The organism is Caballeronia cordobensis, from assembly GCF_001544575.2.
Lineage (GTDB): Bacteria > Pseudomonadota > Gammaproteobacteria > Burkholderiales > Burkholderiaceae > Caballeronia > Caballeronia cordobensis.
Genome location: NZ_FCNY02000034.1, coordinates 11155 through 25907 on the forward strand (window position 1 = coordinate 11155; position 14753 = coordinate 25907).

The 14753-nt window shown below is 62.8% G+C and carries 12 protein-coding genes and 1 pseudogene; 9 read left to right on the forward strand and 4 right to left on the reverse strand.

What is annotated here, in order from left to right; genetic code table 11:
• Positions 1-249 precede the first annotated feature (249 nt).
• The 8 genes from AWB70_RS35795 (at position 250) to AWB70_RS35830 (ending at position 10339) form a co-directional block, all read left to right on the forward strand.
• Positions 250-1572 carry an undecaprenyl-phosphate glucose phosphotransferase gene (locus AWB70_RS35795; RefSeq protein WP_053567136.1) on the forward strand — a complete coding sequence of 441 codons (1323 nt, stop codon included), beginning with the start codon at positions 250-252 and terminating at the stop codon, positions 1570-1572.
• Positions 1573-1588: 16 nt separating this feature from the next.
• Positions 1589-2782, forward strand: coding sequence for a polysaccharide biosynthesis/export family protein (locus tag AWB70_RS35800; RefSeq protein ID WP_235024420.1), 1194 nt, complete (start codon positions 1589-1591; stop codon positions 2780-2782).
• Entirely contained in the window at positions 2779-3243 is a 465-nt protein-coding gene (locus tag AWB70_RS35805; protein WP_053567137.1) for a low molecular weight protein-tyrosine-phosphatase, read from the forward strand. Before AWB70_RS35800 ends, AWB70_RS35805 begins: the two co-directional genes overlap by 4 nt.
• Positions 3244-3320: 77 nt before the next feature.
• A complete protein-coding gene (locus AWB70_RS35810) occupies positions 3321-5579 on the forward strand; it encodes a polysaccharide biosynthesis tyrosine autokinase (protein WP_053567138.1) in 2259 nt (752 codons plus the stop codon).
• On the forward strand, positions 5576-6796 hold the full coding sequence (locus tag AWB70_RS35815; protein ID WP_053567139.1) for a glycosyltransferase family 4 protein: 1221 nt from the start codon (positions 5576-5578) through the stop codon (positions 6794-6796). The genes AWB70_RS35810 and AWB70_RS35815 overlap by 4 nt, the downstream gene beginning before the upstream one ends.
• On the forward strand, positions 6793-8016 hold the full coding sequence (locus AWB70_RS35820; protein WP_053567140.1) for a polysaccharide pyruvyl transferase family protein: 1224 nt from the start codon (positions 6793-6795) through the stop codon (positions 8014-8016). Before AWB70_RS35815 ends, AWB70_RS35820 begins: the two co-directional genes overlap by 4 nt.
• A 6-nt stretch (positions 8017-8022) precedes the next feature.
• A complete protein-coding gene (locus AWB70_RS35825) occupies positions 8023-9273 on the forward strand; it encodes a lipopolysaccharide biosynthesis protein (RefSeq protein ID WP_053567141.1) in 1251 nt (416 codons plus the stop codon).
• Complete coding sequence (locus AWB70_RS35830; protein WP_053567142.1) at positions 9266-10339, forward strand: hypothetical protein; 1074 nt, start codon at positions 9266-9268, stop codon at positions 10337-10339. Before AWB70_RS35825 ends, AWB70_RS35830 begins: the two co-directional genes overlap by 8 nt.
• Here the strand turns inward: AWB70_RS35830 and AWB70_RS35835 are convergent.
• Positions 10309-11214: a glycoside hydrolase family protein gene (locus AWB70_RS35835; protein ID WP_143281744.1), complete on the reverse strand. Its 906-nt coding sequence runs from the start codon at positions 11212-11214 to the stop codon at positions 10309-10311. The two genes, AWB70_RS35830 and AWB70_RS35835, sit on opposite strands and share 31 nt — an antisense overlap.
• Positions 11215-11407: 193 nt before the next feature.
• Between AWB70_RS35835 and AWB70_RS39755 the strand changes: the two are divergent.
• Positions 11408-11535 (forward strand): annotated as a pseudogene (locus AWB70_RS39755) (transposase); the annotation flags it as partial.
• Between the two features lie 87 nt (positions 11536-11622).
• On the opposite strand, the gene AWB70_RS35840 reads toward AWB70_RS39755, so the two are convergent.
• The 3 genes from AWB70_RS35840 to AWB70_RS35850 are packed head-to-tail and all read right to left on the reverse strand — an operon-like array spanning position 11623 to position 14750.
• Entirely contained in the window at positions 11623-12717 is a 1095-nt protein-coding gene (locus tag AWB70_RS35840) for a TraB/GumN family protein (protein WP_053567144.1), read from the reverse strand.
• 42 nt (positions 12718-12759) lie between these two features.
• Positions 12760-13764 carry a peptide ABC transporter ATP-binding protein gene (locus AWB70_RS35845; protein WP_014192598.1) on the reverse strand — a complete coding sequence of 335 codons (1005 nt, stop codon included), beginning with the start codon at positions 13762-13764 and terminating at the stop codon, positions 12760-12762.
• Positions 13761-14750 (reverse strand): ABC transporter ATP-binding protein, encoded by a 990-nt coding sequence (locus AWB70_RS35850; protein ID WP_053567145.1) that lies wholly within the window; start codon positions 14748-14750, stop codon positions 13761-13763. The genes AWB70_RS35845 and AWB70_RS35850 overlap by 4 nt, the downstream gene beginning before the upstream one ends.
• Between the last annotated feature and the right edge of the window lie 3 nt (positions 14751-14753).

A 14753-nucleotide genomic window follows, 5' to 3' on the forward strand; every position in this document is an offset into this window, starting at 1 on the left:
CGTTGGGAGTGCATGTGGCGTGTCCGCATGGCTGATCCCATCGAATGAAGATGCGCCCGACGCGCCACGCGAATCGCAAACGACGCTGCGATCGCCCGATAACTAAATTAACCAAAGCGATCGGCCGCTCGTCCCGCGAGCTTCTCGATGTCGGCGTAAGTCTCCGATCCCGTCATGCGTTTGCCGAGTTATTCCCGCCTATTTACTACTTTGCCTGCGGGGCCTGGTCTGCCGCTTCGCGTGCTCGAAATGAGCATCGTTATAGCTTGCATGCTGGCAACACACCATCTCTATGGCGACAGTGCCTCATCTGCTCACGATAACGCCGTCGCGATCTTCACCATTGCCTTTGGCTGGAGCGCGCAATCCGGTTCTTACGTGAAGCATCCGGCTCGGCGCGTGTCGGCCGCGCGCACCGTGTTGATGCCTGCGTTCTGCTGGGTGCTTTGTGAAGGGGCTGCGGTCTGCATCGTGAAGTGGCTGCATATCCACTACGCCCCTTCGATGGAGTCGTTCGCTTTCCTCGCCGAGTTGACAGTGACGAGCGTGATCCTCTGGCGTGTCGTCTATCACATCGCCAGAGCGCGTCGCACGCGCGTCGCGACGGTTGCCATCGTCGGTCGCGGCGAGCGTTGCGCGAACTTCGTGCGCCGCCTTACGGCCATGCAGGAGCCAACCTACAACGTCAATGCGCACTTCGACGTGGACTCGCGCTCGGGCGCGAACGTACCGGGCGTGCCGCTCTTTCACGAGATGGAGGCGTTCGCCGCGCACGTGCGCGCAAATCGCATCGACGAATTGTGGCTCGCGCTTCCGCTCACGGACGAATCCACGTTGCTGCGTTTTCTCGAAGCATTTCGAAATGACCTGATCAACATTCGCTTCGTTCCGGACGTTCGTCAGGTCGCGCGGTTTCACGGCGAGCAGGCCGCTCTCGATGAAGCCGTCGCGATCGACCTCGTCGCCGCGCCGCTCACGGCCAGCGTGCTGAGCAAGACGCTGTTCGACTTTGTGTTTGCCGCGTGCGCCGTGATCGTGGGATCGCCGCTGCTGTTCGCGATCGCTCTCGCGATCAGGGTTTCATCGCCGGGGCCGGTGTTTTTCAGGCAGCAACGCCGCGGGGCGAATGGCGAGCCCTTCCAGATCTACAAGTTCCGCACGATGCATCTGCACGCGCGCAACGAGGGCGAAGTCGTGCAGGCCACGCGCGACGATCCACGGGTCACGCACGTCGGCGCGTTTCTGCGGCGCACGAGCCTCGACGAGCTGCCGCAGTTCTTCAACGTGCTGCGCGGCGAGATGTCGGTCGTCGGCCCGCGTCCGCATGCCATCGAGCACGACGCGCTTTATCAGCCTGTCGTCGACGACTACATCCACCGCTATCGCATCAAGCCTGGCATCACGGGCTGGGCGCAGATCAATGGCCTGCGCGGTGAAACCGACTCGCTCGACAAGATGCAGCGGCGGGTCGAGGCCGATCTCTATTACCTCAGCAACTGGTCGTTCGCGCTCGACATGCGCATCGTGCTTACGACCATCGTGCGGGGTTTCGTTCATCGCAACGCGTATTGATGCGCAGGATTCAAGCATGAAGCAATCGATTTCGCCCGTGTCGCAGCCGACGCGGCGCATGACTTTTCCAAAGCGCGCGATAGCCCTTGCATTCTCCGCTCTGCTCAGCGCCTGCGCGTTCGCACCGGGCTTTCGCATGCCGGTCGCGCCCGGCGGCGATACGCCGGATCGGGCAGGCGAATACACCGTCGCCTCGGGCCCGCACATCGAAGCGACCGCGGCGACGCCCGCAGTTCCGATCACAGAACTCGATCTGGCGTTCGTCAAGCGACTTGCGGACGAACGAAAGTCCAGCCAGCAAGATGTCAAAGGACTGTTTGGCGCACCCGACGTCTATACAGTCGGCGCGAGCGATGTGCTGCAGATCGTCGTGTGGGATCACCCGGAACTCAACGCCGCGCTCGGTTCGACGGCGAACCAGACATCGTCGAAGGCGAGCGACCCGGCGTCGGGCTTCGTCGTCGATCAGAGCGGCAATCTGCATTTTCCGTATGCGGGAACGCTCGCCGTCGCCGGCCTGCGCACCGAACAGATTCAGCAACGCCTCGCGTCCGCGCTTGCGACCTACTTCGTCAAGCCGCAGGTCACGGTGCGCGTCGCGTCCTATCGTTCGCGCGAGGTCTATGTGGACGGCCAGGTTCATACGCCGGGCGCCTTGTCGTTGACGGACGTGCCGCTCAACTTCTACGACGCGATCGCGCGCGCCGGTGGCTTCAACGACAGCGCCGATCAGAGCGACGTCGTGCTGGTGCGCAATGGCGCCTCGCACCGGATCGACGTGCCGCAGATACTCGCGCAGGGCTTGAACCCGTCGAAGCTGTATCTGAAAGCCGGCGACCTTTTGCGCGTCAATTCGCGCGACGACAACGACGTCTACGTCATGGGCGAAGTCAGCAAGCCCGGCTCCGCCTCGCCGCGTCGCGACGGACGCCTTTCGCTCGCCGACGCCCTTTCGCAAGCCGGAAGCATCAACTCGAACACCGCCGACACCGCGCAAATGTTCGTGATCCGTTCGCGCAACGGCGAACCACAAGTGTTCCACCTCGACAGCCGCTCGCCCGTGTCCATGCTTGTGGCGAAGGAATTCGAATTGCGGCCGAAGGACATCGTCTATGTGGACGGCAGCGGCCTCGTGCGCTTCAACCGTGTGATCAGTCTGTTGATGCCGCTCATCAACACAGGTCTTACGGCGGGAGTGATCGCGAAGTGATCCGCTCCGTGTTGATGGTTTGTGAAGGCAACATTTGCCGCAGTCCGCTGGCGGCGGCAATGCTTGCGCAGGCGCTGCCGGATCTGGAAGTCGACTCGGCGGGCACGCACGCGCTGGTGGGCGCACCGGCGGCGGCGCATGCCATCGATCTGATGCGCGAGCGGGGCATCGGCTTGTCCGGTCACGTGGCGCGCACGGTGAATCTCCAGATGATGCGCTCGCACGATCTCATTCTGGTCATGACGCTCGGCCAGCGGGATGAACTGCTAGCACGCTTTCCGTTCGCGCGTGGCCGCGTCTACCGCCTTTTGCACGACGCCCAAGACGATGTCGCAGATCCGTACCGTCAGGATCGCGCCGCCTTCGAAGCGTCACTTGTGCAGATCGAAGGTGGCGTTCGCTATTGGCTCGACAGGCTGCACCACATGACGCTCGTGCCAGAGCCTCCATCCCCCGCCTGAACGTAACTCGAGGACCGCATCGCCGCCGCGTCGTGGCGCCGCCCGTTGCGGTTCGCTTTCACTGATGGATCCAATGCATGTCCCATCCAGATCGACACAGCTCAGTCGAAGCCGCCGAACTCGACGTCATCGGCGTCATCGATACGCTCTTCAAGAACGCCTGGCGCATCGTTTTGATTGCGACGGTCGTCGCGCTGGCAGGCACGGCGTGGGCCTTTTTTTGGCCCCCGAAGTACCAGGCCGACGTCCTTATCCAGATCGAAGACAGTGCGGATGGCGGAACGACAGCCAATCTGCTCAACGAAGTGTCGACGTTGTTCGATGTGAAGTCGTCGGCTGCGGCTGAAGCTCAGATCATCATTTCACGTCTGGTGGTGGCGCGCGCCGTCGAAAAGCTGCGCCTGCATATTGACGTCACGCCCAAGCGGTTTCCGGTGATCGGCGATTTCGTCTCGCGCGTCTATGACGGTCCGCTCAGTCCGGGTCTGTTCGGCTTCGGCGGTTTCGCCTGGGGTCAGGAGCGAGCCGACGTCCTGCGCTTCGATGTGCCGAAGAAGCTGCAGGACGAACCCTTTACGCTGAGCGCGGATGCAGGTGGCCGTTTTACTCTCACCAGTTCGTATCTCGACCAGCCCGTGCGTGGAATGGTCGGCTCGGAAGACAAGGTCGATACCCCGTATGGCCCGCTGGTCATCAACGTGGCCCGGATCGACGCACTTCCCGGCACGCGTTTCTCCGTCATCCGTCATTCGTTCAACGACACGGTGGCCATGCTGCAGGAACGGCTCGACGTCCAGGAAAAAGTCAAACAATCCGGCGTGATCGTCGCGACCTTGCTGGGACGCGACGCCGAGCGAACGAGCCAGACATTGCGCGAGATCGCCGAACAGTACGTGCGGCAGAACGTCGAGCGAAAGTACGCGGATGCCGCTCAGTCACTGGCATTCCTGAGCGCGCAGTTGCCTGATTTGAAACAGAAGCTCGAAGAGGCGCAGGCGCGGTACACGCAACTGCGCAACGAGAAGGGCGTGATCGATCTTCCCGCGGAGACCGCGAGTGGTCTGCAACAGCAGGCCGAGGCGAAGGCACAGTTGATCGTGCTGCAGCAGAAGCGTGCGGAACTCGTCACGCGCTATACGCCGATGCATCCGGGTGTCGCCGCCATCGACGAGCAGATCTCATTGCTGCGCAGGCAAATCGCGGAGTTCGACACCGCGTTGGGCCGCCTGCCGAATGTCGAGCAGGACGCCGCACGTTTGATGCTCGATGTGAAGGTGAATACAGACCTCTACAGCGCGACCCTGAATAATGCACAGCAGTTGCAGCTTGTGAAAGCGGGCAAGGTCGGCAGCGTGAGGCTCATCGATGCGCCTGTGATTCAAGAGGACCCTGCCTGGCCCAAGCGGCCGCTCGCCATCGTCGCAGCGATTCTCGGCGGACTGTTGCTTGGCATCGCCTATGCGTTCGCTCGCGAGTTTCTCGCCGGCGCGGTCCACACAGCGGACGAGATCGAGCGAGATGCGGGCATGCAGGTGCTGGCGACCGTGCCGCTGTCGGCGGCGCAGCCTGCGGTCAGCAAAGCCGCGGTACGGACGCACGGTGGCGTTGCGCACCTGCTGGCGATCGATGCGCCGCACGATACGGCGATCGAGGGCCTCCGCAGTCTGCGCACCGCATTGCGAATGAGCATGGCGGATGCGCCGGGAAAGGTGGTGCTATTGACGGGCGCGGCGCCCGGCGTGGGCAAGTCCTTTGTCGCAGCCAATCTTGGCGCGGTGCTCGCGGCCACGGGCCAGCGCGTGCTCCTGATCGAGGGCGATCTGCGACGTCCATCGCTCAATCCTTGCTTTGGCGTCGATCGTGCGCCGGGATGGTCCGATCTGATCAACGGCACAGCTGAACTGGATCGGGCGGTGCATCGAAGCGGTCCGCCGGGCCTCGATTTCATCGCTGCCGGGTCCCGCGTGCCGAATCCCGCCGAGTTGCTGGCGTCCACCCGCGCGGCGTCCCTGCTCGACTCGGTGCGTGTCGCATATGACTATGTCGTCATCGATACACCACCGATCCTCGCCGTCGAAGACGCCGCCTCGTTCGCGGCGCACGCGCACACCGTGTTGCTGGTCGCACGAGCGGGTGAGACGCGCATCGGCGAGCTGATCGAAACGGAGAAGCGCCTGAGGCTCGGCGGGGCGAAGCCCGCTGGCGTGATTCTCAACGGCCTGTCGCCGCGTTCTGTCCGCGCGTCCTACGGAAGCAAGGGGTATCGCAGCTATGACTACGGCCTATCTGATTCGACGGGCGTGTCGAATTCGCGATCCTGGTGGAAGCGCAAATGAAGACGCGCATACAGTGGGGAGGCGAGACGAGTCTCGCGAAGGCGCAAGCGGACTTGGTATTGCTCGCGACAAAGCCGCGCCTGAGCGTGGCGATCGTGGTGGAAGCCGCCGCCGGGGGCGTTGCAACGCACCTCGCCGATCTGATTCCGGGTCTGGCGAAGCGCGGCGTGGACGTGCATCTGATCGCTCCGCCCGACGGTGCGCGATTCGATTCGCAATGGCTGACTGTTGAATGCCTCTCGTGCTGTGCTTCGGTCACGCGCATCCCGATGCAGCGGGCGATCGGCCCAAGCGATCTGGGTTCTTTCGCGCGTGTATTCCGTGTCCTCAAACGAATTCGGCCGGACATCGTCCATTCCCACAGTTCGAAGGCAGGTGTGCTTGCGCGTGCTTGTCCCGGTCCGTGGCGCCAGGTCTATACACCGCATGCGGTCTACACGCTCAACCCTACGCTGAAACCGGCCACCCGCCGCCTCTTCGGCGCACTCGAGGGATTTTTCGGGCGCTTTCTCACCGATCGCATCGTCGCCGTCTCGGATGACGAGGCGCGCCACCTGCATGACGACATCAACATTCCTCGCGCGCGGATCGCGACCGTCTGGAATGGCGCGCCCCCATTCGAACGTGTCGATCGACTGTCCGCGCGTCGACGGTTGGACATCCCCGACGACGTGTTCGTGGTCGGCATGGTCGGCCGCTTCGCGTTGCAGAAGGGTGTCGACCGGTTCGTCTCGATCGCGCGAAAGGTCGGCGAAAAAACGGGCTCGCGGGTGCAGTTCGTCTGCATCGGCAGCGGCGACTTTTCCGCCGCTGCAGGGGTGGCGAACGAGGTGCTGCCTCCGAACCTTCGCGTGATCGGCGCGGTGCCCGCCGCACGCCGTTACTTCAACGCATTCGATCTTTTCGCGCTAACGAGCCGTTACGAGGGCTTCCCGTACGTCTATGTCGAATCCATTGCGGCCGGCGTGCCGATCGTTTCAACACGCGTAGCGGGCGCGGACGCGCTAGTCACTTCATACCACGCTGGCGTGGTCGTTTCGAACGACGACGATCCAACTCCATTCGCTGAAGCCGTGATCGCGCTCGCATCCGATCCGCAGCGTTACGCGCAGCTCCAATCCAACTGTATGACCGCGGCCACACGTTTCACTGCCAGCCGCATGGTCGACGAAACACTCGCCGTCTATCGGCATTGCATTGCCCAAGAAAGCATATGAAACCGATTCAGAACATCGTGATGCTGCACGCCTATAGCCGTCGTAATTCAGGCGACGGATTGCTCGTCGATCTTTGCACGGCTCTGTTGCGTGAAGCCTTCGGTCCGCAGATTCGCGTAGCGGTGGTCGCTGCCGATCCCGCTTCATTTCCGGAATACGACGACGTCCTGCCAGCACCCGTCATCGCTTCGAGAGGCCTTGCACGTGTCGAGGCTGCGGCGAGCACAGCCTGCCGTCTGGCAACGTCGTCGCTCGACACGTTGCGACAGCGTCTTGCGCAAGCCGATTTGATCGTCGGCGTCGGCGGGGGCTATCTGCGCGCGCGCGATGGTTTCGAGATGCTCAAGCTTGAGTTGGGTCATCTCGTGCAGGTGGACGCCGCGCGCGCCGCACGCAAGCCAACCGTCTATCTCCCGCAGAGCATCGGACCGGCGATGGCATGCACATCCGGACTATCGAGTCTGGCTGGGCGGCGACTTCGCGAAGCGCTGTCAAGTTTCGATGCTGTGTGCGTGCGCGACGATCGCTCACAGGAATTTCTGCGCGGCAATGCGAACGTTTGCCGCATGCCGGACATGGCGGTTCTGGAATTCGCGCGTGCCCGCGACGCAGTATTGGCACGCGCCGCTTCGCGCCGCCACGACGTGGCGCATGTCGCGCTAGTGCTGCGTGAGGCGCCGAGTTGGAGCCGTGAGCAATGCGAGCGCTATGCGCACTCGACACGCGAACTCATTACGCTGCTGCAGGGCCAGTGCCGCTTAAGTTTTGCGGTGCAGAGCACGGGGCGCGGCAACGACGATGCCGCTTACTATCGCCGCATGGGGCTCGGGGGCGAACTGCCGAGTTTGCGTCATCTGCTCCAGCATGACACCCCGGATGCGGTCGTATCGGTTCGCCTGCATGGCGCGCTGGAAACGCTTCTGCACGGCGTACCGGCATTTCACCTCAGTTACGAGCGCAAGGGCTTCGGTGCGTTCGGCGACCTGGACATCCCGGGATGGGTCGCCAATGCCGCCGACTTCGACGCCGAGGCCGTGGTCCGGCATTTGTTCTCACCGCAGGCTTTGCCTGCATTCTGGGACGCCACGGAGGGTGCGCTGTCGCGGATTGCCACGCAGCGCGCATCGCTCATCGAGGTACTTCGGCGAGCCGCAGGCGTGGAGCCAACGCGACCTGGGCCGCGCGTCGAAAGCCCGCAGCTCGCCGATGTGCAAGGATAAGGTCCGATGGCGCTGCGTCTCCTGCTACGCGTTGCCTCGCTTGCCGCGAAATTCGGTTTGACGATTGCGGTCGCGCGCGCCCTCGGTTTCGCCGCGGTCGGTGAATATGGGCTTGCCGTCGCGGTCTCGGTTATCGCTTCAAAGCTGTGCGGCCTAGGCTTCAGCGCCGAACTCAACCGCCAGCTCAGCGGACCGACTTCCAAGGCGGCCATCGAGACGGCGCGAGGATTGCGCGCCGTGTACGTCGGCTTCTATCTGATCTCAGGAGCCGGCTTACTCGCCGCATCGCTTGGCGGTTGGTCGACGGAGTATTCCGCAAGTGTGGCCACCGTCGGCTTCGTTCTGCTGGTTGCCGCGAGCGAACACTACGCGCTCGAAGTCAATACGTATGTGTTTTCCGTGCATCGGTCGCGCGCTGGTTCATCGATGCTGTTCGCCCGCACGGGCGGCTGGGCTGCAATCGCGATCGTCGGTTTGTTGATCGGGCTCGTCAAAGACATCCACACGGTATTTGTCCTGTGGATCGTCTCGAACGTCGGCGTCACCTTCTGGGCTTGGATGCTGCTGTCCCGTCTCGCTTCCCGACATGGCGAAGCGGCGGTCCGAGATGTGCCTCTCGCGACGCAACTGCGGACGACGTGGACGGCCGGGGTGCATTTCTATATCGGTGGTGTTCTGCTGGCCGGGCTGCAATATGCCGAGCGCTTCATCGCTACGGCGTGGCTGCCGGCCGCAGAAGTCGGGCGATATGTCTTCATGTGGTCAGTGGCGAACGCCGTGCAGACGGTCGCTTACGCAACGGTAGGGGTGATCGCCGGTCCTCGCCTTGCGCGCGCGGCCGGCGCAACGGACGTCGCCTGGCGCGAAACATTCCGAAAGTCGTTGCGAACCACGATCGGCGTAAGCGTCACAACGGCGGCCGGCATCGCCTGTGCAGCCCCGATCATTTTCTGGACGACCAAGGAACGGACGACGCCGGCAGCGCTCCTGACCATTTCAATTCTCCTCGCCTCTTTCATGCTGCGTTCCATCGGCGATTTGCTCTGGTGGGCGTCCGTCGCGCGCCGCGCGCGTCAGCGCATCGTGCTCGGCATGTGTGTCGCTGCTTCGGTCGCACTGCCGATTTCGCTCTGGCTGATTCCGGGGCATGGCGTCGTTGAAGTCGCGCTAGCGCATCTGCTCGGAAGCGTCACGGTGCTGGTGGCACTGTTCTGGGCGCAACGCGGAGGCGTGGTAGGAGAGCACGACAATGTTTGATCGATTGATGCGCACCGGCCCCCAACTGAGCCGCGGTGTCATCGCCTGGCTTGCGGGCATCGCCTCATGCGGATATATAGGCTTGTTCGTCGCGGGAAAGTCGCTTCTTCCCGCTTTCCTGTTTCGGGATGCCGAGAAGATTCAGGCTCAGATGAACGGTTCGAGCACCTACGACGGATCGTCCTTCGACGCTGTCGGCAAGTTATATGCGATGTTTGGACCGACGCTGCTGAACGTCTTCGTGATGGCGGTCGGTATATGGTTCATCTGTGCATTGCTGACTCGCGTCAGGGACGCTGGCGCACTGAGCATGGCGCTTCTCCTTGGAGTTCCGTGCGTCTTTTTCAATCTGTTCGTCGCCTCAAAGGACACACTCGTCGTGGCCATGGCGCTCATGATCGTCTGGACACTACGGCGCGGGCGCGCGGGATTCACAACCTTCGTCGCAATCGCTGCTTACATGGTCTACGCGCTTCTGGTGCGGCGCTATTTTCTTTTGATCGTGGTGTGTGCCGGCGGTGTATGGCTTTTCAGGTGCGCGGGAAAGCGCGCACGTTTCGTTCTTGTGTGCGGCGTTCTGCTGACGCTTTTTCTATTGCCTTCGGTCGTCTATACGGCCTTGCTGCATCCGCGCGACATGGCGGTGGACTACCTGATGTATCAGTCACCCTATGGCGCGCGCACGAGTTTCTACAACCTGATTGCGCCCGACACATTCCTAGCGTTTTGTATCGACTATCTCTACGCCGCCTTGCGCTTGCATTTGCCCGTTCTCTTTTCGCCCGATCCACGCGGTCTGGCGATGCAGGCATTCGTGATCGCGGCATGGTGCGCCGCCCGGCCAATGCGCCGTGCGGCGGAGGCGTGTCCCGGTATCGGAAGACTCGCGTGTCTGGTCATGGGACACATCATTGTATCGATGCTGTTCGAACCCGATCTCGGCAGCTACGTGAGGCATCTTTCGAGTGTGTCGATTTTCTGCATGGTCCTGTTTGCGACGCGTGCCAATCCGGTTCGCGCCGTACGCGCTGACAATCAACGGCGGACCGCACTTTCGCCCAGGTAGTCGAGCACTGGGGCGAGCGCAGCTTTGGCGTTGCTGTCCGTATCGACGAGTCCGAAACTGCGCTCCCGCGCGTTTTCGGCGCGCGCAGTGTCTTTCCACTCGTAGATCGAGAAAAGCGGAATACTCGACGCATCGAGCGACGCATCGAGCGACGCAACGAACGCGCCGATTCTGCGCGCCTGCATCGCTGGACTGCTCGTCGCGGAACCTTGGGACGGCACACCCCATTCGGTGATGACCGCCGGCAGCCCATAGCGGTTGCGCAGTTCGCGAGCGGCATTGCGGATCTGCGCCGGCGTCATGCCGTATGCGTGATACGACACCGCATCGAGGCAGCGGGACGATCCGTCAAGCGCCGCGCGTAGAAGTCGGCTCGCCGTGCTGTCGCCGACGGGTGCGGTGGAAAACCCGAAGCCGTACACCGGAACGTGCAACGGTGGCTCCTTGATCTGCGCGCACACGCCGCTCATGAACGGCGGGAAAGTCGTTGCGGCGTCGCCGGTCGGCCAATAACGGCCGAGATCCGGCTCGTTCCACAGTTCGATGCCGAGGAGTTGCTGCGCGTATTCTTGTGCAATGGTTTGAACACGCGCGCCGAATTGCCTGCCCACGAACTGCAAGTACGAAGGACTCGCATCGCCTGCTGCAATCTGGGGGACGGTGGAGCGGATGGTCAGCAGGACGGGAAGCCGGGCGCGAGCGGCAATCGAAAAGGCTGCGGTGACACGGCGCATATACCGCGCATTGTCGAGTTGGTCGGTCCACACTCCCAGGCGCACGAATGCGAAGCCCGCGTTCGCGATCTTCTCTGCATCCAGTTCAGAAAACGTTTCGATCTTGACCTGAACGCCGACGCGCAGAGGACCTTGTTGCACCGAAGTCGACGCGTACGACGTATGTGCCTCCTGCGCGTGCGCCGGTAGGCCGCCGAGCGACATCGCGCACGACAGTGTACCGATGACGAAACAAACCGAAAGTGCGTGTGCAAGTCTGGACATGACAGAGGAGAAATCGCCCCGTTTCGTCGGTAAGCGAAATAGTTGAACGGGTCAGAAATCTTGTGTGCTGAGGCTGGTTAAAAACGTCGCGGCGATGTGGCAGCATCAACGGGAACAGGTGGCCCCTTCTTCGTCTATCCGCCCGAGGCGCGTCCAATCGTTTATACGACAAACGCCATCGAGAGCATGCACATGCAGAGCCTCGATTGTCCGCACGTCCGTATTCAATGGAATGGCAGAAGCGAGCACCGATCCGTTAGCTTTGATGCACCTGCCTCGCCCGGCTCACCCCCCCACCACCACAAATCCCCTCTTCCTCAACAGTTCTAACACCCCCCGCGCACCGCCCAAATGCAGCGCCCCGATCGCCACGAACACCGGCTTATCCGGCGCCGCCAGCGCAACCATCCTCTGCACAAACCGCTGGTTCCTCTGATAAACCACGCGGTTATCCACCTGCTCAGCCAGCGCCCTGTTGCGCGCCAGTTTCGAACTCTTCGCATCGTCCCAGGCCTTCAACGCATCCGCATCGCCGATACGCCATAACCGGTGCAACTCCTTCACGTCGGCCACATTCTCCGCGGGCGTCTGCACGAGATCCTGCGCGAGCATTTCGCGCTGCTGCGCCGATGTGAGCCGCGTGAACGTCGATATCTGTTCGTTCAACGTTTCCAGCCCGACGATCTTCCCGCGCACCCGCAGATACACGTTCTGCAATTGCGCCTCGGTCCCGTACTCGCTCTGAAAACCCGCTTTCAACGTGTCGTACGTTTCGATCAGCATTGAAGCCAGCCACGGCCGCGTGTGCCGCAGTTCCTTCAAAGCCTGCGGATTGCTGCGCATGCGCGTCTCGACCTTCTTCCACATCGCGTCGGGCAAATAGTCGATGAGACACTCGCTACGGCACATGCCATAGCGATTCACGTCTTCTTGCGAGAGCAGCAGTTCGTCGGGAGAGATTTCGAGCGCCAGTGTCGGCGATGCATCGAGCGCCGCGAGTATCGGCTTGCGAAACGGTTGCTCGGGCGGATAGTCGCTCGCGAAACCCACATGGAGCGTGCCGAGCACGTAGATGGTCGTCGCGCCCTTGGTCGCGACGTAGAACGGCATGCGCGGCGGCTGCGCGCGCACCGGACCGCTTGCGGTCGTGCCGGTCGAACGATCCGCGCGCGGCGGCGCAGGCGCCGGGTTCGACGGCGCGGTGGCGGAACCGGCATCGCCCGCGGCCTGCGGCGTGCGTGCCCCGATAACGGCGAAGCTCGGCGACCACCACGCGACACCCGCCGTAAACAGCACGAACGACAGCACGATGACTGTCGTTTGGGCGAGCGCCGCGCGCAAAGAGCGCGGCTTGACGTATGAATCCGGCACGACCGTCATCTTAAAACATTCACATGACGCGTCGCGCGCGTCCGCCGAGATTCAGGCTTCGCCTTCTCCTACCTCCTCGGCGCGATGACACGACACCTGCCTCCCATCGACGGCGCGCAGCTTCGGCTCCTCGACGCGGCATCGCTCGATCGCATACGGGCAGCGCTGATGAAACGTGCAGCCCGACGGCGGATTGAGCGGCGAAGGCATCTCGCCCTGCAGCTTGATCTTGATGCTCCGGTCTTCCTCGAAGATCGCGGGCGTCGCGGACATCAGCGCGCGCGTGTACGGATGACGCGGCTTCGCGAAAATCGTCTTCTTGTCGCCGAGCTCGGCGACGCCGCCGAAGTACATCACCATCACGTCGTCGGCGATATGCTCCACCACCGACAAGTTATGCGAGATGAACACGTAGCTCGTGCCGAACTGCGCCTGCAAATCCATGAACAGATTCAGAATCTGCGCCTGGATCGATACATCGAGCGCGGACACGGGCTCGTCGGCGACGACGATCTGCGGGTCCAGAATCATCGCGCGCGCGATCGCCACGCGCTGACGCTGTCCGCCCGAAAACATGTGCGGATAACGCGACGCATGCTCGGGCCGCAAGCCGACGGTGCGCATCATGTGCGCGATGCGCTCGGCGCGCTCGGTCGCGCTCAGCTTCGTGTTGATCGCGAGCGGCTCGCCGAGCGTCTGCTCGACGGTCTTGCGCGGATTCAACGACGCGAACGGGTTCTGAAACACCATCTGCACGCGCTGACGCAACTCGGCGATCTTCGCCTTGCTCGCCCCGGCAACGTCGTCGCCTTCGATCAGCAAGCGGCCCGACGTGGGCGCTTCGATCATCGTCAACTGACGCGCGAGCGTCGACTTGCCGCAGCCCGATTCGCCGACGACCGCGAGCGTGCGCCCGCGCTTCAGCTCGAACGACACGCCGTTCAACGCCTTCACCGTGCCGTGCTTGAACGCGCTGCGCTTCACGTCGTAGTGCTTCGTGAGCCGGTCGGCGGCGAGCACGATCTCCTGACTGATTTCCTTCGGTACGGCATTCATCGCGCGCCCTCCACGACTACATCGATATTCAGCGGCTTGATGCAACGCGCGCGCACGGCCGGGTCGTTCTTGTCGAGCTGAAACAGATTCGGCCGCGCCTTCCAGCAATCGTCGACGACATACTTGCAGCGCGGCGCGAAGAGGCATCCGCCTGGCCGGTCGTCCTTGCCCGGCACCATGCCCGGCAGCGCGGCGAGGCGCGACGTACCGCGGTTATGCTCGGGAATGGCCGCGAGCAGCGCTTCCGTGTACGGATGATGCGGCTCGCTGAAGATCGTCGGCACATGATTCGTTTCGATGATCTCGCCCGCGTACATCACCGCGACGCGCTGCGCCACTTCCGACACCACGGCGAGATCGTGCGAAATCAGCACGAGCGCCATGCCGCGTTCTTTCTGCAGGCGCACGAGCAGTTCCATGATCTGCGCCTGAATGGTGACGTCGAGCGCCGTGGTCGGCTCGTCGGCGATCAGCAGCTTCGGATTGCACGCCACCGCCATCGCGATCATCACGCGCTGGTTCATGCCGCCCGACATCTGGTGCGGAAACGATTCGATGCGGCTCTTCGCATCCGGAATGCCGACCTGATCGAGCAGTTCGACCGCGCGCCGGTGAAGCGCATCGCCGCGCAAGCCTTCGTGCAGCTTCAGCACTTCCTTGATCTGGTAGCCGACGGTATAGCTCGGGTTCAGGCTCGTCAGCGCGTCCTGAAACACCATCGCGATATCCTTGCCGATGATTTTGCGACGCTCGCGCGCCGACGCCTTCAGCAAGTCGCGGCCATCGAACGTCACCTGATCGGCGGTCACTTTGCCGGGCGCGTCGATGAGGCCCATCAGCGCCATCATCGTGACGCTCTTGCCCGAGCCGGATTCGCCGACCACGCCGACGACCTCGCCCGGTTTCACGGAAAGATCGATGCGATCGACGGCCTGCGTGCCGCCGAACGTCACCTGCAGATTACGGATAGTCAAAAGATCGTTCATCGC